This is a genomic window from Pseudotamlana haliotis (assembly GCF_008806375.1).
GTDB lineage: Bacteria > Bacteroidota > Bacteroidia > Flavobacteriales > Flavobacteriaceae > Pseudotamlana > Pseudotamlana haliotis.
Genome location: NZ_WAAT01000042.1, coordinates 21736 through 43234 on the forward strand (window position 1 = coordinate 21736; position 21499 = coordinate 43234).

19 protein-coding genes and 1 riboswitch are annotated in these 21499 nt (G+C 31.5%); of the genes, 6 read left to right on the forward strand and 13 right to left on the reverse strand.

Annotated features, from left to right (window positions below):
- The first annotated feature begins 37 nt into the window (after positions 1–37).
- Complete coding sequence (locus F6U93_RS08345) at positions 38–820, forward strand: DUF2490 domain-containing protein (protein WP_150938746.1); 783 nt, start codon at positions 38–40, stop codon at positions 818–820.
- Between the two features lie 108 nt (positions 821–928).
- Here the strand turns inward: F6U93_RS08345 and F6U93_RS08350 are convergent, their stop codons facing one another.
- Positions 929–1507 carry a DUF4136 domain-containing protein gene (locus tag F6U93_RS08350; RefSeq protein ID WP_150938748.1) on the reverse strand — a complete coding sequence of 193 codons (579 nt, stop codon included), beginning with the start codon at positions 1505–1507 and terminating at the stop codon, positions 929–931.
- A gap of 423 nt (positions 1508–1930) precedes the next feature.
- Between F6U93_RS08350 and F6U93_RS08355 the strand changes: the two genes are divergently transcribed.
- The 4 genes from F6U93_RS08355 (at position 1931) to F6U93_RS08370 (ending at position 5147) form a co-directional block, all read left to right on the forward strand.
- Positions 1931–3226 carry a phage integrase SAM-like domain-containing protein gene (locus F6U93_RS08355; RefSeq protein ID WP_150938750.1) on the forward strand — a complete coding sequence of 432 codons (1296 nt, stop codon included), beginning with the start codon at positions 1931–1933 and terminating at the stop codon, positions 3224–3226.
- A 166-nt stretch (positions 3227–3392) separates the two neighbouring features.
- Entirely contained in the window at positions 3393–3785 is a 393-nt protein-coding gene (locus F6U93_RS08360; RefSeq protein WP_150938752.1) for a hypothetical protein, read from the forward strand.
- 17 nt (positions 3786–3802) lie between these two features.
- A riboswitch (SAM-I-IV-variant riboswitch) is annotated at positions 3803–3897 on the forward strand.
- Positions 3869–4684: an N-formylglutamate amidohydrolase gene (locus F6U93_RS08365; protein WP_150938754.1), complete on the forward strand. Its 816-nt coding sequence runs from the start codon at positions 3869–3871 to the stop codon at positions 4682–4684. It overlaps the preceding riboswitch by 29 nt.
- Positions 4685–4766: 82 nt before the next feature.
- Positions 4767–5147, forward strand: a complete 381-nt coding sequence (locus F6U93_RS08370) for a hypothetical protein (protein WP_150938756.1) — start codon at positions 4767–4769, stop codon at positions 5145–5147.
- A gap of 247 nt (positions 5148–5394) precedes the next feature.
- Here F6U93_RS08370 and F6U93_RS08375 read toward each other — a convergent pair whose 3' ends face one another.
- The gene (locus F6U93_RS08375; protein WP_150938758.1) at positions 5395–7005 is read right to left on the reverse strand and encodes a S8 family peptidase; all 1611 of its coding nucleotides are present in this window, start codon (positions 7003–7005) and stop codon (positions 5395–5397) included.
- A gap of 310 nt (positions 7006–7315) precedes the next feature.
- Between F6U93_RS08375 and F6U93_RS08380 the strand changes: the two genes are divergently transcribed.
- On the forward strand, positions 7316–9787 hold the full coding sequence (locus F6U93_RS08380) for a DUF4403 family protein (RefSeq protein ID WP_150938760.1): 2472 nt from the start codon (positions 7316–7318) through the stop codon (positions 9785–9787).
- Positions 9788–9900: 113 nt separating this feature from the next.
- Here F6U93_RS08380 and F6U93_RS08385 read toward each other — a convergent pair whose 3' ends face one another.
- The 11 genes from F6U93_RS08385 to F6U93_RS08430 form a co-directional block, all read right to left on the reverse strand.
- Complete coding sequence (locus F6U93_RS08385; protein WP_150938762.1) at positions 9901–10167, reverse strand: hypothetical protein; 267 nt, start codon at positions 10165–10167, stop codon at positions 9901–9903.
- A 233-nt stretch (positions 10168–10400) separates the two neighbouring features.
- Positions 10401–10964 carry a M23 family metallopeptidase gene (locus F6U93_RS08390; protein ID WP_150938763.1) on the reverse strand — a complete coding sequence of 188 codons (564 nt, stop codon included), beginning with the start codon at positions 10962–10964 and terminating at the stop codon, positions 10401–10403.
- Between the two features lie 25 nt (positions 10965–10989).
- Positions 10990–11157, reverse strand: coding sequence for a hypothetical protein (locus F6U93_RS14630; RefSeq protein ID WP_191963476.1), 168 nt, complete (start codon positions 11155–11157; stop codon positions 10990–10992).
- 100 nt (positions 11158–11257) lie between these two features.
- Complete coding sequence (locus F6U93_RS08395) at positions 11258–11461, reverse strand: hypothetical protein (protein ID WP_150938765.1); 204 nt, start codon at positions 11459–11461, stop codon at positions 11258–11260.
- Entirely contained in the window at positions 11452–12819 is a 1368-nt protein-coding gene (locus F6U93_RS08400; protein WP_150938767.1) for a hypothetical protein, read from the reverse strand. Before F6U93_RS08400 ends, F6U93_RS08395 begins: the two co-directional genes overlap by 10 nt.
- Positions 12820–12913: 94 nt before the next feature.
- Complete coding sequence (locus F6U93_RS08405) at positions 12914–13285, reverse strand: hypothetical protein (protein ID WP_150938769.1); 372 nt, start codon at positions 13283–13285, stop codon at positions 12914–12916.
- Positions 13285–13566 (reverse strand): helix-turn-helix domain-containing protein, encoded by a 282-nt coding sequence (locus tag F6U93_RS08410; RefSeq protein ID WP_150938771.1) that lies wholly within the window; start codon positions 13564–13566, stop codon positions 13285–13287. Before F6U93_RS08410 ends, F6U93_RS08405 begins: the two co-directional genes overlap by 1 nt.
- A 107-nt stretch (positions 13567–13673) precedes the next feature.
- Complete coding sequence (locus F6U93_RS08415) at positions 13674–14912, reverse strand: hypothetical protein (RefSeq protein WP_150938773.1); 1239 nt, start codon at positions 14910–14912, stop codon at positions 13674–13676.
- A 12-nt stretch (positions 14913–14924) separates the two neighbouring features.
- On the reverse strand, positions 14925–18128 hold the full coding sequence (locus F6U93_RS08420) for a type I restriction endonuclease subunit R (RefSeq protein WP_150938775.1): 3204 nt from the start codon (positions 18126–18128) through the stop codon (positions 14925–14927).
- Complete coding sequence (locus F6U93_RS08425) at positions 18125–19351, reverse strand: restriction endonuclease subunit S (RefSeq protein WP_150938777.1); 1227 nt, start codon at positions 19349–19351, stop codon at positions 18125–18127. The genes F6U93_RS08420 and F6U93_RS08425 overlap by 4 nt, the downstream gene beginning before the upstream one ends.
- A complete protein-coding gene (locus F6U93_RS08430; protein WP_150938779.1) occupies positions 19348–21237 on the reverse strand; it encodes an N-6 DNA methylase in 1890 nt (629 codons plus the stop codon). The genes F6U93_RS08425 and F6U93_RS08430 overlap by 4 nt, the downstream gene beginning before the upstream one ends.
- Between the last annotated feature and the right edge of the window lie 262 nt (positions 21238–21499).

Here is a 21499-nt window from a genome sequence, read left to right on the forward strand (position 1 = left end):
TTACTTTTACTGTAATTCAAACAAAACATTTGATTACATGCACTATAACACTCCTGTTTTGAACCAAAGCCCTTATATTAGAAAAAGCTTTCGCATCTTTCTGGTTGTTTTTTTAGCATGTTTTTATAATGGATATACGCAGGAAGCGCCTTTAGAGGAAAACAATGCCCTCACCAAGCAGCTATGGCTTAGTTTCGATTCAACCTGGGAGCTAAAAGACAGTACTTACCTAAAAACCGATGTCGGCTATCGCACCATAAGCACTAATAATTGGGATCGCTACATTGCGCGTGGCGGTTACGAAAAAAACGTCACCCCCTTTATATTAAAACACTTAAAACGTAAAGAGTCTTATATAGGTGGCTTAGGTTTATTTTATTTCAGTAATAAAGCAGGGCATAATTCTTTAGAAATACGACCATTTCAAGGCTACCGCCTCAATTTCGATATTACTAAACGCATACAACTTGCTAATTATTTTCGTCTAGAAGAACGCTTTTTAATAACCGCTCAGGACAACAGTAACCATTTCGGCTTACGATTTAGGTACCAAATTATGGCTAATATTGGATTACAAGGTTTTTTATTTTCCGACAAAAGAGGGTTTTATTTTCCTGTTGGTATAGAATTCTTTTTCAATATTGTAGAACTCTCTCAATTTAGCGATGTGATTCGTATTACCCCTGGAGCTGGATATCAATTTAACCCCACTTTCAAAGTTCAAGGCATGCTTGCTTACCATTATACCGAGCAAGACATTGGCGGCATCTATAAAACTAATGATATTATTTTTCGATTAAAGGTTATTAAAACATTTTAAAAAAATCAAATCATTGAAGACTAAAAAGCCTCTTAATATTAAGTATAACTTAATATTAAGAGGCTAGAGTTATTTGCTAAAAGTTCTATTAAACTTTTAATCTCAAATTTACTTCAAAGGTTCTACAGGAAACTTTTTCATAAGTTTTTTAATATATTTAGGAATCGTTTTATCTCTTTTTTCTGAATTATCTTTTATAACCTTAGTCATAACACCTTGCCAAATTAAGTTTTTCCCTGAGGTATCGTACATATCTACTACAAGTGTTCCTTCTTTATAGTCATCTTCATTATAAGTTGTTGTTGACGAAACCATTCCTGGCCCCATGCCCCAACCCCAGCCGCGGCGCATACCATAACCATACCCCATACCGCCATTAAAATCGGTATAAGCTGTTGTACTTGTTTTATTATTAACTACTAAATATAAAGTAATTACAGCATCTGCTCCAGATTCGACATATGATAACCCTCTAATTGAAAACTCATTTTTCAAAGCATCTAGGAAACGTTTTTTATCAAAATCATTTAATATTTTATCACTATTTTTTTCCCAACCTTTGAAACTGTAAGTCTTATATTTTGAAAAATCTGTAGATTTATCGTAATCGCTTTTTATTTGAGCAAAACTACTCGTGCCTACAAATAGCATAAGTACAAACAGAGTAATACATTTTATTGATTTCATCGTTTTAATTTTAAAGGGATTAATTAAATTTATTTTATGCAAACTACTCAAATATAATATTAAATACATTCATAATCAACATGTAAAAATGTTTTAACAATAATAAAACAAAGTTTTTTCCTGCAAATAGTTCTAAGTAGAAGTTAGACAGAGTGAAAACAAAAAAAAGCCTCAACACATAAAGTATCAAGGCTTCGTATTCCTAAAGTTGTGCGGGCGGGGAAAGTAAAACCCTAAATCTAACAATATCTTCGTGAATCAAACAAAACACCTAAACACCCTAAAACACTACGATTACAACTAACTCGTATTAAAATGAATTTATTTGAATTTGATTGAATTTAGTATTTTAGGGGAATAATTGGGGGAATAATTGGGGGAAAATATAATTCAGTTATCTATCTTTGAATAAACGATGAATTTATGGCAAGCGGGACGTATAGAACAAAAAAAAATGACGAATGGAATACTTTGTACTACAGATTTAAGCAAGGTGGGCAATTTGATATCGAACTCTCTACAGGAATCCAAGTGCCAAAAGGCAGGTGGAGCCAAACTAAACAACAAATATTGACAACTCATAAAATGAATTCCCACGAGTTCAACAAAAAACTATTTGAATTTAATATTTTTATTAGAAAAGAATATGAGGATTCAAAAATTCACACCAAGATTATCAACTCAAGTTGGCTAAAAGATAAAATATCTACATTTTTCGAAAGAAGAACAGCAAACGAAGAAACCAACCAACACCTGTTCTTAACCAATTTTATTGATGCTTTTATTTTAGAGTCTCACAAAAAGAAAACAAAAAACAACACTCCTGTTTCTAAAAGAACCATACAACATTATAAAACAACCAAAAATAAAATTATCGCATTTGAAGCTTCCACAAATGAACAGGTTCTTTTATCTAATTTAAACATCGATTTCCATACAAAATTTATCGAATTCTTAGAAGAAGAACAACAACTCAACCCAAATACAATTGGAGGCTATATTGACGACATTAAGTTGTTCTGCAGAAATGCTGTTAGAAAAAACATAAAAATCCCAAATGACTATAGATTTCCTGAGTTTTACAGCCCAAGCAACAAAACAAAAGACATTTACCTAAACGAAGTTGAAATAAACAAAATATACAACGCCACATTTAAATTAGAACACCTAGATAACGCAAGAGATTGGCTTATCATTGGACTAAGAACAGGGTTTAGAATTTCTGATTTTCTAAAGCTAACCAAAAAAAACATAAAGGATGGCTACATAGAAAAAACAACAATAAAAACAGACTTTCCTGTTATCATCCCTTTACACAACCAAGTTAAATTTATATTAGACAAAAGAAAAGGTAATTTCCCAAGATCCATAAGTGATCAAAAGTTCAATATTTATATAAAGAAGGTATGCCAATTAGTAGAACTTACAGAAAAGGTTGAAGGCGCTAAATTATGCCACATTGACACAGTAGTTGAAAAAGGTAAAAAGAAAAATATATATCGAAAAAAACACGGAATATACCCTAAGTTTGAGTTAGTTACTTCTCATATCTGCAGACGTTCATTTGCAACAAACCTTTACGGAAAAATTGACACTTTAACTATTATGAAAATAACAGGTCACAAAACAGAAAAACAGTTTTTGGAATATATCAAAATCACCCCAAAAGAATATGCCGAAAAATTAAAGGATTTCTGGAAACTAAACTCAATTAATTAACATAAAAGAAAACAACCAAAACAAAACACACCTCCTAATAAGACATTATTAATTAGCATAGATAAATAATAGTTTTTAAAAACTTAACTATCTTCAATCCTCTATACTTATGTATAAGTAAAAAAACGATATAACAGGTAGCCACTCAAAGTAGTAATAATTATCAATGATAAAAAAAACAATTAACCCTTTTTCAGCAAAAGTCACAATAGGCTTAGTTCAAGGTTACAGTAAAACACTTAACAGTAAAGCATCTATTATTAAGCACATTCAAAAACTACAAGATGAATTAATTCAAAGTAAGAAAATATTTTTAACGGCTGCTGTATCCGAAACAATTATTGTTATGAGCAGGCAAAAAGAACCTCATCTTACACTTAACTTTATAAACTACCCCAAGTTCCCTTTACCTGAAACAGTGTTAAAAGAGGAGATTGAACGTTTAACAAAAAAACTTATGATAAAGTTTAAACAAAACAGGGTGGTTATTGAATACCTAGATGAGACTATTATGTTTGAACAATCAGAAGGTATAGATCCTAATATTAGGGTTAAGTAAAAAATAAATTATATTTGCAATATCATTACGAACTCCTTTAATATGGAGTACCAACCTGCAAGTCAAGCGAAGGTGGTAAAAAAATGAGCCTAACGGAAAAAAATGACAATTCCCCAAGCATCGATTCTCGTAATGAATTTTTATTAATCTTAAAATTCATTAAAATGAAAAAAGCAGTATTACACATTCCCCACTCAAGCACATATTTTCCAAATTATTTAGGATTTGTTGTTGATCAAAAAACACTAGACAATGAAACTTTAATACTAACAGACCATTTTACAGACGAATTGTTCATCACACCGAACTCGATACCTGTAACAGCTCCTTTTTCAAGAGTTTTCTGTGACGTAGAACGTTTTAGAAAAGATTGTGATGAAGTTATGTCTGAAAAAGGCATGGGAGCCACTTACACGAAACTTGAAAACGGTGAATTAATGCGAGTCCTTACAACATCACAAAGAGAAAAGATTCTTCAGGACTATTACGATGTACATCATAAAAAGCTAACTCAAGAAGTAGAAAATCAATTAGCTATCCATCAGCAAGCTATCATAATTGATTGCCATTCATTTCCTGAAACACCACACCCAAGAGCTTTAGATAAAACAGCTAACAGACCTGATATTTGTATAGGAGCAGATAGTTTTCACACTCCTAAAGATCTTTTAGAACGCAGTATTGAGTATTTCAAATCAGCAGGACTATCAGTAAAAGTAAATAGCCCGTATAAAGGCACTATTGTGCCTTTACAATACTACAACATTGACAGGAGAGTCTATTCAATCATGATAGAGGTAAATCGAAAACTATACCTGACAGATGATTTTGAAAAATCAGATCTTTATTTTAAAACATTTAACATCTGCCAAAAGTATTTCGATTTTGTCAATATATAAAGTTTAATAAAAAAGTAAAATTTTGTATAAATTATAACAGAGTTTTCATATTTTAACATATTAATCTAGAAGCATGCATATCATGAAAAAAACATTATTTATTTTAAGCCTACTTATTTCCACAATAGGGTATTCTCAAAATATTTCAGCAATCACCCAAGACGGAAAAACGGTAACACTCAAACCAAACAAAACATGGGTGTACGCGGACTCCGAACAAGCAGTAACTGACAATAAAGGCTGTGACTTAGGTCCGAACTTTAAGGAAGGCAAAGTGAATAAAAAACTTCTAAAACATGTAATGGTTGATATGAGCTGTAAAGAGGATGAAATCATATTTATTAGTTCTTCTACAGGTATGGGAAGGGGGCTTTATTCTCTTTGTGTTAAGGGGAAACCAATGAAATATAAAAAAATAGGAACTGTTTTCATGAAGGCAGATGAAGACCCTTTCGAGAAATAATAAACATCATATTAATTTACGGATAATTAGACATTACACTAAAAAGGGAGAAAGTAAAAACCTTTCAGTACTAATAACTGCCCATCTAAGGCAGATAACATACTGCTAGCATAAAGAGTTTGTAAAGTTGTAACGGTTATGTTAGTAATAGTCTTTTTGACATTGATTTTTAATAAATTAAAAAAAATCAAACCATAACTGTTAAACAATTATAGAAAATACAAGAGAAAGATAATCATAATATCACCTATCTATTTAATGAGTCTTCAATTATACTTTTGATTTTAATTAAAGGCTGTTTATTATTCTTTTTTATTTGGTTAATCCAATTCTTCATTAAATCACTACCTCTATCTTGGAAATAGTCTAACTCATTTATAGATTTCTCAGAATTAAATGAAATTTCATTTAACTTTAAAAACATAAGTTCTCTTTTTATAGTCTCCTCCTCTTTATCAATTGAATAGAAGTTTTCAAAATTTATATCCTGAGATATAAACATATCTAAAGGCTTCTTCTTTTCAAATTGTACCCTATCCAAAGGTTCTTTCATTAATTTTTCAAAATTCACAACCCCAGAACCATATAACTTTGTACTTATATCATCATCAGGAAACCTTGTTACAGTTCTTTTCAAAATAGATCGGAAAAGCTCAATCTGCTCTACAGGAGAAAAATTATCTAAGCCAGACCCATGATGCATTCTCCACAAGCATGCAGCAGTTGCTATAATTGGCACAGCAAAACTTGACCCCTCACTCCATTTATATCCATAACCAATTCTCTTTTTTTTCTTATATGGGTAAGGAATATAGATTTCATAACCAGGAGCACAAACATCAACCTCTCTTCCTCCATGAGTGTAAGCCCATGGTCTATTATTTTGTTTTGATGCAGCTGGTGCAATAGTCCATGGGTATTTGGCGGGGTATGTGTAAACTTTTTTTGATCTAAAAACATGAGAACCGGGTGCAGCTATAAAAATCACGCCATTTTTATAAGCGTCAATGGTGGCGAGCCTATAGGATTTTCGATTCATTAATGAAGCATGACTCATAGAAACTACTGGCATTGTTCCATTCTTGATAATATAATTAATTGCTCTAGGCATTTTATTTCCAAAGGAAATTATATTCCGAGAAACTCTAAATGGAATTACATTAATACTACCATATTTATCCAGCCCATTGTTTAGATCATCAAATAAAACATCTTTTTTTGGTATTTGATTATCTATAGGAATAATCGCTTGAACACCATTAATTATACCTGCACATGAAGTACCATGACCTCCCCAAGAAATTGGGAATGGTCTTGTGCTTTGCAATTTGTCTAATGGCTTCTTAAAACTCTCCCATTTCAAAAAATTTCTTCCATTTACCTTGTCAATTCTTGTAATTTCTGGATGATTAGAATATCCTGTATCAATTAAAGCCAAGTTTATTTTACTTTTATTAATATCATAATATCCAGAACCATTTTCAAAAGATTCTTGAAGAAAAGCAAAAGCTTCTTTCAATTTAATATTGTTATGATACCAACTAGGATCTGGCCTTTTACTTTTTGAGTCGTTAATTAATTCATTTACACCTGAATACCTTTCATTTATGAGTTGTTCTTCAAAGCTATCATCTATTAAAACATCAACATCTTTTAGTACATCAAACTTAAGAAGTTCTCTTTCAATTTCAAACGCCTCACTTTGATTTCTTACTTCAATTGAAGTTTCACCTGCCAAACTCAGGCACAAATTTTTTTCTGAAAAAAAATCTAAATATTCACCGGTTACAGACTTAACAATTGCAATTGCTTTTTTTCTATCTGAATGATTCACGTATGCCGTTAATGTTGCTCTCATTTTTTAATTAGAATTAATTGCTATTTGAAATTAGACTTTTCATAACTCCTGAAAATATAAGAATAAATTCTGATAGAATTTCTTTGTTATTATAATTTTATTAATAATTATAATATTCTCTTTTGCATAAAACCACTGTAATTAGCTCATATAATCATCTACAATCCAGTAGTTATTAAGGAGAGATAACTTACTTAATCTTTCTGACATAAATTTCTTATATTTATAATCTCGCCTTATTAATTATTAGCAAAGTTTAGTGTTCCATTTTCTTAATCAGAAGCTCTCCTACTTTAAAACAAACACTATTATGAAAAAATTATTTGGCTTTTTTGTTTTCTTCTTATTTTTTACTTCTTGCAAAACCATTAAAGTAACTCCTCCTCCAAGATTGGTATATGATACTCCAATAAGAACTCCTAATTACTCTACTGTAAAAATAAATGCTTCTATTTCACAAAACGACGTAATAAACTCCATAAGAAGTCAAATCAAAAATCCAATCGTAAATGAAAACCCTATAAAAGTTATTGCTACTATAGCAGCAACAGAAAGTATAACAGAGAAAGAATTAATTAAAAAATTAATTACACCTTATAAACCAGGTTATTGGCTAGAAGTTAGTAAAAAAGTATCTAAAACGGTGACAGAAAGTTATTCATGTTTGTTAAAACCATGGAAATGGGGTAAATGTTGGAAAAATGTACTGAAATCTGTTTGGGAAACCACTTTAGTATGGGTTGAACCTCAAGCAGCCGTATTTCAATGGGTTGCTGTAGAAGTAATTAAAACATATCAAAAATTGTACAAAACAGAAGTTAGAATTCATTATCCAACCGATCTAGTTGATGTTAAGCTTAGTTTTAATGGAAATACTTTTGAATTTAACACTAAATTTAGAACAAACTTAAAGTTTGATTATGACCAAGCTATTATTCCTTTAGGTCCAACGCTCAGTCTTAATAGTGTCATAAAATCTCCTGTTGATTCCTATGTAAAAGCTAAAGGTAACATAACAATAGTGGAACCAGGTAAAATAAAAATAGATATTGATAAAAGTGCTACAACTTTTCGATTTGGTGAATTCTCTCCCAACCTTCCAGTTTTAGAAGGACAAGATTTAGACAATTTACTATTTCCAGTTTTAGCAAATTTAATAAAACCTCAAATAGAAAAAATGGCTGAAGACGCTATTAATGATGCATTTGTAGAAGCAATTGATGACAATGATGATAAATTAAATTTCAGAAGTGAAATAGATGATTTTACTAGAAGCATTGGTCAACCAAAAGAAATAGCTGATAATGTATGGATAAACATTAATCCAAGAAAGGTCCTATCTGGTCAAATTACTGGAGCAAATAATAGGATATTTTATACTGCAGGATTGGAGTTTATTCCTCAAATAAATTTAACCCCTATAGAGCCATCAATTTCCCCAAATGATATTCCATTTGAAACAAGAATTAATATCAAAAACGAATCATATTTAGATTTACAATTCAATTTTGAATTAAAAACAATTGGCAATTTAATTAAAACAGATTTGAATAATTATATCTCAGAACAACCTTCTATCAAGAAAATTATTAAAGTTTCTGATGTTGAAATATTTAGAACTGACAATGACAATCTTTCAATTAAAATTATAATGAAAAAAAAGAGACTATTTGGTTCCTGGACGTTCTTTGCTAATGCATATATTACTACTAAAATGAATTATAATTCTTTAAGAGGCCATTTTTCTCTTGACAATATAGGGTTTACTTTAGAAACTAAGGAATCTTTAGTTTCATCTATTTTAAATTCCATTGTAGATGATAAAGTGATTGAATTACTTGAGGAGAACTCAACATTTTCTATTAAAGATGAATTAAGAATTGCCAACAGTGCTATAAGAGATACGACAATGGTTTTGGATCAAGGAATTCTATCCCTAAAATTTAAAGAAATAGAAATTTCTTCCCCCTATATAACAAGTAAAAATCTTGAAGTTAACGCTAAGTTTAAAGGCAAGCTTAATTTTTCTTATATACCTGACGACCAGAAGCCAATATATTCCAAATCAACTACTAGCGCACGTTTATTCCTAGATAGCGATGAACAATCAGAAGATATAATATTACAAATGTCAAAAAATATAATATCAAAGGATTTAAATACCACTTCAACATCAATAGACTCAGTAAATTATCAAAGTTATGAAAGACTTAACTTTAAAAAAGCCTCTGATGATATGGATTATACCACTTCTGATTATGTAATTAATCTAAAAATTGGTGATACTATTTTTGAGGAAAAAGATGGTAAAATCAGAAAAAAAATAATAAAATTTGAAGACTTACCTCAATCTAATGAAATATTGATATCAGAGAAACCTGGGGAAATTGAAAGGCAAAGGATGAATCAATCTGAGTATTTTTTAAAATTTCTAAATAAGGACTTGGACTATGAACATGAGGTAAAAAAGGTTGTTCAAAAAGATACCATCAATATTTCTGACGCAATGAAATATATTGATCAAAATGTAATTATTGAAGGAACTTTAGTTTGTTTAAATGAATTTACAGCTCCAAGCGGGGAACAAATAAAAAAACTGCAAGTAGATGATTGTGAAAATGATGATGTCAACATATTTGTATACTTGGCTTCTGTTTCTGACAATATACCTGATGAGACTTACATAAATAAAAAAGTATTTATTGATGCAATAATATCATTTGAAAGTGGGAAACCAACAATAAAAATCAAAAACAACAATCGCATTAAACTACAGAATTAGCTATGAAATTTTAAGATTTTAATGAAAAAGGGAAGCTAACCACTTCCCTTTAACCTATTAATCTCCGAACCTAAAATAGCGATAGCCACTAACTTTAAGTGAGCTAATTTCTTCTATTGCTTGACGTATTTTGGGTTAATCCCCGACGATTGAACAATTTCTATTTCTATATCTGAATAGCTTCCAAAGTGATATGTGTTTGTAATAGTTCCACCTGTTTGAATACTTATAATATAATTATCACTATCAATTGTTTCAGAAACAGCAACTAAACCATTTGACGTTTCAATTCCATTTTTCCAACATGAAGTCTGACTACCTACGATATCGCAAAAATCATCATATGTAAACCTAAACCCTATCCTTGTCTCACCAAGCAAACCAAGCTCCTTGAATCCAGTTTGAGGGGTTTATATCGGTATTATTACAGAATTATCATCAGATGATGATAATGATGATGATGATGATGATGATATTAAAAATGTCATTGCTAAAAATAGACCAAGTATCTTTTTTATAATTTTACTAATTTACAGTTAGTATTCAGAGATTAATTTAAGATTTTTATTTCATTTTTTTACAAAAAAACACCTACTTATTTTTTTTTAGAAATTCACCTATGCGTGTTAATAAACTCTGTAGGATCTAAATAACCTCTAGTATTAATGTCATAACCTGATCCTATCTCCATACCAATTTCATCCCTGATTTCGAAGTGTAAATGAGCTAAATATTTACCATTTGCAGTCCCTATTGTACCAATTTTATCTCCTTTTTCAACATACATTCCTTCAGTAACCAATATTTCGTCACAATGGGCATACATAGACTCATACATTTCGCCATTTTTTAATATATGAACTATACGTATAACATTACCCCACGCAAAAAAAACCTCTTCAGCATAACTTACATAGCCTTTAGAAATAGCGTAAATAGGGTCACCTAAATCTGTATTTCCTCCACCAACACCATTCCAATCATCACCTAAGTGATTGTTTTTTCTAAACGACTGAGCATTGTAGTAATTATCAGCATCAGGTTTACCAACAGGATAATCAAAACCATTGGCGTAATACTTTTTATCAAAGTTTTTTACAATAGCTTCAACTTCTCTTCCCTTGTTATTACAGGAGAAAAGTATTAAGCTCACTATGCCTATTATGGTAACTTTCATATGTAAATTTCTTAGATACAAAAAATTATATTTCAATTTCGAAATCTTCTTCGAAGTACTCTGTAAAATTAGAGAAGCCCCAATCTTTATCATAATCGAATTCCTCAATACTCGGGCTGTTATGCCCAGCTATATTACAGTCTAAAAAATGAAATAGTTTTTTCAAATGTTCTTCGTCCTTCTTTCGTTTCATTTTCACTAACATCACCATAAATCAAAAACTTCTCCGTAACGCCTAATTCAGAATCATATGATACATTTATAGAATAGCTTAAATCATCTTCACCTAATGATTAAAGATAGCCATCGACTAAATCATCTAATTCTTGCTGTGTATCACTATCAAGGATATCACCTGTCTCAGCCCAACTTGCAGAACGCATCCCAACTGACTTTATGATAATTTTATCTTTTTTCTTAAAAAATACATCCATCAAGCCTACCCCCATTTTATTAATGCATTTTATCAAACTTAAAACCCAAACAATCACTCCCATACTTTTACACTAAATACAGGGGTGAATTTTAGCACCTCTGAGAGACTTTCTCTCATATACTGATACAAGTAATCAATATTGTCTTCAGTTGTAATTAAACAGTCGTGAAGGGTAAATAACAGCTTCTTACCATTAAACTTTCTATTAAATCCACGCGCAACTATATCCAACATGAAATAACTCTCCATTTGTAACACCAAATAAGAAAAACACCTATGATCAATTTTCTTAAACTGTTTTAACCATTTTAAAATACTTGGAAAAAGCATATTAAACTCTGCTTCTTCATTTAGAAACTGTCCTGACTCAGCATTTAGCATAGACAAGAAATTAAGCTTCACAACTTGACGCAAATCATCTTCATCACCATCAAACGGTCTACCAAATATTCGCTCAACATTTTTTAGGTAATACTCATCGGGTTTTAAGGATTTATCGAAGTTATGAATGGTATGCATACCCTCTATAAAAGTCTCATAAAACTGCCCTGAAATGACTTTTTCTCCGAAAAGAGCAATCTCTTTATCCATAGGTGTTTCAAGCGTTTTACAGAACATATAATGACGATAGTAATACTTATTAGAAGTAATAACATTAGACATATGAATATCATTAGTATTTATATTACTTAATATGTAATACAAAATAGTTGGTATAGAAGCAGATAAATCGCATTCTACGAGTTTTTTTCCGTCGTACCTCAAAAAAGGGCGTAACTCTTTTGAGAGATTGGTTAATTGATGATGCAACCTACCATCGGTTCTCTCTGAATATTTTATTGAAAATTCTCCATTCGCTATCTCTGTAATTTTACCTGCATTTAGCAAGTGTTTCTTGTAGTTTAAATTCTCATCATACAAATCGGTATTTTTACGGCTTGCCGCCTCTGAATCTATTGTTAATTTTTCATTGAAATATTTTCCTAAAAAATTATATTCCTTTTTAAAAGCATTATCACTTTTAAGAACAGCTTTAGCCCTTAAAAACCTCAGCAGTTTTTTATCTGTGACATTAACAATTTCAACCTTTTCTTTAAAAAAATAAGGATTTAATCGGTACGAATAACAGTTTCCTACAGCATAAGAATCTCTAAACAAAACATTTCCTATAACAGGAAAGTTTTCGCATAAATACCTTAAATGAAGCCTATAATCGTACGGGTGCTTCTTGGTTATCATTGAGCATAACGGAATCCAAATATCGGTTTCATCGCTCTCTAATTTATACGCTGTTTTTTTTATAATCTCACTAACTAACCAATAAGCGTAATCTATATTAAAATTAAAATCAGGAGGGGAGTGTTTTAATCGGTTATTTAGGTTTAATATACACGGTTTTATAATACTATATTGTTTCATTTTTTCATTTAAGTTTAGGCAATACCAAGCCTAGCGATGAATTAACATCGCTTAGCGGTATTGTCATTAAAAAATTAATTACTAGTTGCCTGTATTAGGCAGAAATGTTAATACAAGAAGAAAGCTCTTCGTGTGTTTCTGTTAATTCTAACATTTCTTTAGAAAGTGAAGCAGGCACAAGATGGCGTACTTTTTCGCGTTTCCAATTTTCAGAAATCCTGAAGGTGTTTTCATTCTCACACCCTTCAATAAAATTGAAGCGTTTAAAAAAGATTAAATACGTTTCAAAAGCCTCTAATTTAAAAGTATAATGAGGTCTTTTAATCCAATCATTTTCTTCTTCATTTAAAAGTGTTTGAAAATACAGAATCGCTGTTTCTCTGCTTAATTTAGCTTTCTCTAATTGCACCTCTAAGTAGTTAAAGCTTTCTACTACTTTTTCGTAAGTGGTTAATTCTACTCTCATTAGGCTACATCGTTTAAAAGATTTAACAATTCGCTTTTTGAGTAGTACACGCGACCTCCTAATTTTTTAGGCTTAATTAGGTCTTTCTTCCCATACTCCCATATGGTTGTATAAGAAATGTCTAAGAAACGGCACGCCTCATCTCGTGTGAGCAAATCCTTTTCTACTGTTTGAGAGCTTGAGACTAAATCTCTTACTTTTCTCAGTTCTGAAGCTACTGCTTCTGTAATCATTACTTGTAAGTCTTCTACGGATAGACCAAAGCCTTGAAAATTTTTCATCTTCTTTTAATTTTACACTTCTCCTTCATTGAAAAAGCTAAAGCAAAATTGAAAAAAGGGAAAACAGGGAAAAACACAGGGGAATTTTTTTTACAAAACACTAATTATCAATACATTATGTTTGTATTTTTTATTTTAGGTATTTTTTTTAATTTTTCCCTACTAATATTCAACTTGGATTCAATTATATCTGAAGTCTTTTTTACTGAATTAAACGGATAATGTCTATTTTTAGAATCGAGATTACTGTAATACTTTCTGTACTGCTCAGCATTTTCAGTTTTAAACAAAGTAAAATCGCTAATAAATTTTTTAAAATCTTTTATTCTATCAAGCTCTCCTTCGTAAAAATCAAAAACAAAAAAAAGATATAAAATATGAAACTGACTGACAGCTTGTGAGAAGTCATTGCTTCTTATGTTTAATTTAGAAAACTTATTATTCTGCAATAAATTGAAAAGAATATTAATTTCCGCATCACAAAAACCTTTTGTATCTAAATTTGTAACAAGTAAAGTATGTTTCTTCTTTAAATCCTCTAATTCTTTTTTAAGTTCTTCATTTTTATGACGCTCTTCAATAGAATTTTCAGTTTTAACACCAAAATATGTATAGTTAAGGTATTCAAGAGGTAATTGACTAAGGTTTTGTTTTACATCAAACTTCAACCCTCCTAAACAATGATTATAATCACCAACAGGAAGAGTTTCTAACAGATGTATTATAGTTTCTTTAGAGTCTAAGAAAAATTCTTGCTTTTCAAAATTATCTATAAAGCCCTGGACTTGAAAATGATTCTTATTAATGGATTCAAAAAGCGAATGCTCATACTCTTTTTGTTTTAATTTTTTAAAGTTATCCGACAAATCTAAACTTAACCTGTTATACTGCAAAAAAGTGTTTTCAATATGACTCAATTCGTTTGTTAACTCACTTTTCATTAAGGATTCAACACTATTGTAAAACTGTACAAAGAATGATATATAAACACCACTGTTTATTTTTTTAAATTGTAGATACTTTTCAAAATAATTACCAAAATCCTCAGCACTTATATCTAAAGGCATACCTCCATCATAATAATGATTGTAATTGTCAGAAAAATATTCAATAATTAATCTTTGTTCATCCTTATCTAAAAACTCATCAAAGGACTGAAAATCATCATTGTAATTTATTTTCGAAGTCAATATTTCAGGAATTTCCTCAATATTTTCATCTAAAAAATCTTTATAATCTTCAATTATGTTTTTTTCTTGATAAAAAAAATCAATTATATCATTTAACAATTCGTAATCACAAAATGTAAACACAATAAAATCTAAAAGCCTTTCTTCCCTTGTCATACTCTAAAACATTTAAACAACCGCTCTATTTCCATAATCCCTATACTGAGATTCGAAAAAATTATACAATACTTCTGTTTTAACAGCAATGTCGCCATCTTCGTAAGTTGGATAAGGAAGCTTACTATACAAGTAATCGTTAATGGCTTTTCTTACCGCAGATTTGGTTTGGCTTTTCTCTGTCCAATCCACCACCTTAAACTCATTATCTTGTAGCTTTTTAAGCAAATTTTTAGCAGCTTCTTTAACCTCAGCTTTCTCCTTATCGCTTATCTTTTTACCTTTATTTAGCATATCGAACACCGCCAACTCTTCTTCGCTTAACATTTCCTTACCTGATCGTTTTTCCTCTTCGGTAAGCTCTCCAAATAAGTTAAGCAATTCGTCAAACACTTCTTTAATAGACTTATATTCTTTACCTAAGTTATAGTCTTCTATAATTTCCTCGTAACGCTCGAAATAATCTACACGTAACGGGTTGTTTTTAATTAAAGCATCCAATTTTTTCTTTACACGCTCCTGTAAGGATTTAACAGCAATGTTTTGATTAGATTTTAACTGCTCGAACTCGGCTTTTATTTTATCGAAATCTAACTGACTTATATCTACCTGCTTCCCGTAATCTTCTACTTTGTTAAGTTCTGTATTATAAGTTTCTATAGACTCGTTAACCACATCTTGCACTTGCTTTACTAAGTAAGTAACATCGGCTTCATCTACTTTATCGGCAATTAAATTATATAAGCCATTTATAGCATCGCGTTCTGCTTTGTAATTATAAATGGCTTGGTTAGGCATTAAGGCTTTATATTTTTTAAAAACCTCTCTTGCCAATACATTAAATTTATTTCTGGTGTCTTGATTTTTACAAACAGCATTATAACCTTCCTGTAAATACTTAATACGGTAGATGGTATCTTCAGCTTTAGCTATTAGGTCTAAATCAAAATCGCAATCGTGTTTTAAAAAAGATATTGAAGCATCTATGGTTTCTTTTAACTCTTCCTCTAATTCCTCTATAGGCTTTACAGGTGGCTCATCAACAGTTTCTTCGCCTGCCGAACCTTTACTACCTCCACCATAAATAGCCAACGCATTAAGTAACGCTTTGTATGTCTCTATATAATCTACTATTAAGCCGTTGTTTTTACCTGTATGCACACGGTTTGCCCTTGCAATGGCTTGCATTAAGGTATGTGATTTTAATGGTTTATCTATATACAAGGTAGAGAGGCTTTTTACATCAAACCCTGTAATCCACATAGCACAAACAATGGCAATTCTAAACGGATTAGCTTCATCTTTAAACTCGCTTTCTAAATCGCGGGTATTCATTTTTTCGCGATGCGGTTGTATATCTAAATCCCAATCTCTAAACTTTTTAATCTCGTTTTGCTCGGAACTTATGATAACAGAAACTTCGGTTTCCTTTACCCATTTTAAATTTCGATAGGCTATTATTTGTTCCTGCTCATCGGTTATTTTAGTAACCTCTTTTTCTAATGTTTCAATGTACTTTTGCCATTCTGCAGTAATAAAATTGTACATTTTTACAGCCGTAACTTTATCTAAAGCCACAAACAATGCTTTTCCTTTATAGCCTCTTGTATTAAAATGCTGCACCACATCTTTAGCTATAGCTTTTAAACGCTTATTAGCTGTTAAAATAGGATACTCTCTTGCAAATAATTTTTTTAGTTTTTCTTCTTCATTATCATCTAAATCGAAGGCGTCTATTTTACTTTTTATTTGCTCGTCTATTTTTGGATTTTCAAGCTTTAATTTCTCCCCTCTGTTTTCATAATACAACGGAACGGTTGCGCCATCTTCTATAGAGCGTTTAAAATCGTATTTAGACACATAGTCTCCAAAAATACGCTTGGTTAACTCGTCGTCTTTAAAAAGAGGTGTTCCTGTAAAGCCCATAAAAGAAGCGTTAGGCAAAGCTTTACGCATATTCATTGCAAAAGTACCGCCTTGTGTACGGTGGGCTTCGTCTGAAATAACAATAATATCGTCGCGCTGACTTAATTCTTCTTCAAAATTAAATTTATGAATGAGTGAGAATATGTATTTATTATCGGTTTGCAGTAATTCTTTTAAATGCGTTGCCGAAGTGGCTTTGGCTTTTTTGTTTTTTGCAGCACCAACCCCTTCATAGGTACCGTAAATTTGGTCGTCTAACTCGGTTCTATCGGTTAATAAAACAAAGGTGTAATTACTACTTAATTGTCTTGCTATTTTTTGAGTAAGGAAAACCATTGAATACGATTTACCCGAACCTTGTGTATGCCAAAACACCCCTAAGCGTTGCGATTCTTCTTTAGAAATTTCGCCTTTACTATAGTTTTCTTTTAACGTTTTAAGATGTTTAACCGCTTTATTTACCCCTAAAAACTGATGGTTTCTCGCTACAAGCTTAGCTACTTTTTCTAATGAATCATCATACAATATAAAGTTTTCAAAAATATCTAACAGGTTCTTTTTATCGCAGGTGCCTTTAATAACCGTTTCTAAACTAATAATACCTTCTTCTTCCTCTTTAATACGTTTCCACTCGTGGTAATGTTCAAATTTTGAAGTAAACGAACCTACTTTGCTTTCTATACCATTACTTAAAATAATAAAAGCGTTGGTATGCCACATTTTAGGTATAACATCTTTATAATCGGTTAGGTTTTTCTCGTAAGCCGATTTTATAGAAATATGATGCGCCTTTAACTCTATAAACACCAATGGCAAACCGTTTACAAAACCAACAACATCGGGTCTTCTTTTCATTCCCGATACGCCTTTTACCCACAATTGCTGAACGGCTAAAAAATGATTGTCTTGAGGATTTTTAAAATTAAAAACCTGTATTTTCTTTTCTTTAATTAACTCACCTTTTTCGTTTTTGTAAGTTACAGAAATGCCTTTTTTAAGCAGTTGGTATTTTTCTTGGTTAATATCTGCTAAGGTTTTAGAAGCTTCTGCTTTTGCTATTTGCTCGTAAGCTTGGGTGTATGCCACCTCAGGCAAATTAGGATTGAGTTTTTTTATAGCGGCAATAAAATGATGCTTTAAAACCACCTGCTCTTGGCTGTCTCTACCAATAGTACCCAAAGCCCCAAAACTTTCGTTATGAAACACATTGGCAGTTTCCCAACCCAAACCTTTTAACAGGCTTATGGTGGTTTTTTCTATTAAGTTGTCTTCTGAATAATCATTGCTCATACTTCTAAAGTTCTATTCATTAAACGTGGTAAGAGTAGGTCTCTTGCTTCCTTTAAATAACTATTCTTTTTTGACAGTATATTTTGTTCTGAAAATATAGGCTTTACTAATTTCTGAAAATCAATTAACAAATCATCGGTCGGTAAATTAATTTCTATTTTTCTAATTGAACTAATAGTAAATGCCTTCTGACTAGAACCAATAGATATAGACTTAATTATATTTTTAAACTCTAAACTCTTAAAATAACTAATTAAATAAATAGAAAATTCTTCTGAAATATTAGTTATCCAAATTAAATTACCGTCTTTAAAATAAAACTCCTTATCAAATTTATTAACCCGATAGACATTCCCTATTGTTCCAACACTAGTAATTAAAATATCACCCTCAACAGGTGCTCCAAATTTATTTTTAAGAGTATTAAATTTCTCTTCACTTATATAAAATGGTTCTCGGACATCTTTAAATTCTGTCTTTAGAGTAATTTCCTTGCCTCTATAAAATAAAACACCTTTATCTACATAATCTGAGCTGTAAATTCTTTTACTAGATTTAACTTCAGAAATTTCATTTAACAATTTCTCTTCCCACCCTTCAGGCAAACCTGTTTCTTCGTTGATGGGTGTATTTTCGTGGTTTGGGAATTTAAAATCTACAAACCATTCTTTATAGAGGCGTTGCGCTGTTTCTTCTAACAATTGAATACGCTTTAGGTTGTTTTCAATTAAATCATCATACGCACTTAAAATGGAGGCTATTTTTTTTTGGGTTGGTAGTGGTGGGAGTGGAAATTCATAATTTCTAATAGCTTTAAGACCTAAATTCTTTATAGTAGAACCTGTAGCAAATGCTTCAGCATAACTTTGAAATTTTTCACTTTCTAAAATATACCGAATATAAAGTTTACTAACATCTTGATTTATATTTAAATAACAAGCACTTTTTCCTAAAGCAATTTTTTCGTCATTATAAATACCTACATTTCCTAAAGTTCCATTTATAGATACAAAAACCGTCCTATCGTTTAGTTCTTTCTTTATTTTTTGATATTCTTCTTCTCCAATTTTTTTTGTTTCAGCCTTTATTTCAACTTTACCCTGTTTGAGATTGTTGCCATTTATAAAGTAATACTCCCCATTTTCATCATATTTTGGTGTTCCGTGTAGTCCATCCCCAATTTTAGATGTTACATTTAGTAAATTTGTGTTCTCCCAACTCATATCCCCAAGTCCGTTAAATCAGTTTGTATTTGTTCAGCTAAATCAACAGCTTCCTCATTTAACAAGTGTAGTTCTTGTTTAATTTCTGCCATACGCTCATCAAAATCAAAACCTTCCTCTTCCTCTATGGGTGCAACACCTACATAACGCCCTGCGGTAAGGCTGTAATCGTTGGTTTTAATTTCGTCTCGGTTAACTATTTTACACAAACCTGCTACATTGGTATAAATACCTTCAGGGAAACGCTTTTCTAACCAATGCGCTTCTTTAGTAAAATAAGTATGTTGGTCTATTTGTTTGTTAATAGCTTCTAAAAATGTTTCAAGGCTACTAATGTGGTCTTGGGTCTGTTTTTTAAGAGTCTTATCTTTTTTAACCGCCTCTGTTTTTAATTCGGCTTTAAGCGTTTCTATTTGCTTTTTGGTAGCGGTGTTTAGTTTGCGTTTGTCTTCTTTTATGTTTTCCGCTTTAAGCGTATCTGTTACAGTAGCTAACAACTTTTCTGCATAGGTGTTTTTAAGCAGAATATTAGCTTCTTTTAGGTGCTGTGTAGCGTTTTCTTTGTACTGCGCAAGTGTTTGTGCAAACAGGGTATTATCGCCCCTGTAAAGCGCTACAATAGCGTGTATGTTTTGTAAATGTTCATCGGTAAAATCGTGTAAGTTAGAGGACACTTTACGATACACATCCCTGAGGTCTAACATTAGGGTTTTGTCTGCTCTATCGGCATCTAATTCCTTAGCACGGTCAAAAAACCAAATAGAACACGGTAAAGAACGGGTGTAGAAAAACTTAGTACCTATAGACACCATAACATCTACAGCTCCTGTTTCTACCAATTGTTGGCGTATGGTTTTTTCGGAATGCCCTGCATCACTTGCAGAACTTGCCATAACAAAACCTGCTCTTCCGTTTTGGTTTAAGTATTTATAAAAATATTGAATCCACAGGTAATTGGCGTTGTCGTTTTTAGGTAAACCAAACGGTAAACGCGGGTCGTTTTTAACGCTTTCTTTTTTCTTATCTACCCCATCTACATTAAACGGTGGATTAGCCATTACAAAATCGCAATCGCCCACTAAATTATGATGGTCTTGATAAAAACTGTTTCCCTGCATAATGTTGGCATCCAAACCGTGAACAGCCATATTCATTTTAGCCAACTTGGTGTTGGTATCTGCTTTTTCTTGACCGTAGAAGGTTACTTTTTTAGAGGCTTCTGTTTGTAGCTTTTCCTCAATAAAATGGGCGGTTTGCACAAACATACCTGCACTACCACAGGCAGGGTCGAACACCGTACCGTGGTTAGGCTCTATAATTTTTACAATGGTATTTACAAGACTTGGCGGTGTAAAAAACTCGCCACCTTCTTGTGCGCCACTCATTGCAAATTTGTTTAAGAAGTATTCGTAAATACGCCCAAAAACATCGCCTGTAACATTATCTAACAAGGGGTCGTTAAAAATACGTATCAAACGAAACAGTAAATCGCTTTCAAAAAGCATATACTCTTTAGGCAATACATCTTGCAGCACGTCGTATTCTTCCTCAATACTTTTCATTGCCTCGTTTAGGTATTCGCCAATGTCTACACTTTCAGGAAGCTCGTTAATGGTTTTCCATTGGGCGTTATCGGGTAAATATATAGCGTTGGCAGAAAGAAAATCTGTTTTATTTACAGGTCTTTTTCCTCGTTGTGGATGCGAAGGTAAAGTAGCTTCTATTTCTACTTTAGCAGTTACAAAACGATTGTATGCGTGTCTTAAAAATATTAAACCCAACACAGGAAAACTGTATTCGGTTGCTGTAAGTTTACTATTTGCTCTTAGGTCGTCGGCAGCTTTCCAGAGTCTATCTTCAAGCTGCTTTAATTGGTCTCTTGTCATGAAATTTAATCAGGAATTTACATTCTAGCAAAATACGAAAGTTTTACGACCTGAAATAAATTTAATGCGTGCATTCAAGGAGACAACCACCTATGGTGTTTTGTTTAAAACAAATGGCTTTTTTGGGGCTACCCCCCGTATTTTTATTTTTGATTTCTTTTTTTCAGGAAAGGCTCATTTTTTTATAAACCGTTTTAGTTTTTTCAATTAAACTGTTTCTATTTGGTTTTATAACGTGTAAATATTAAGATAGTTTAAATAA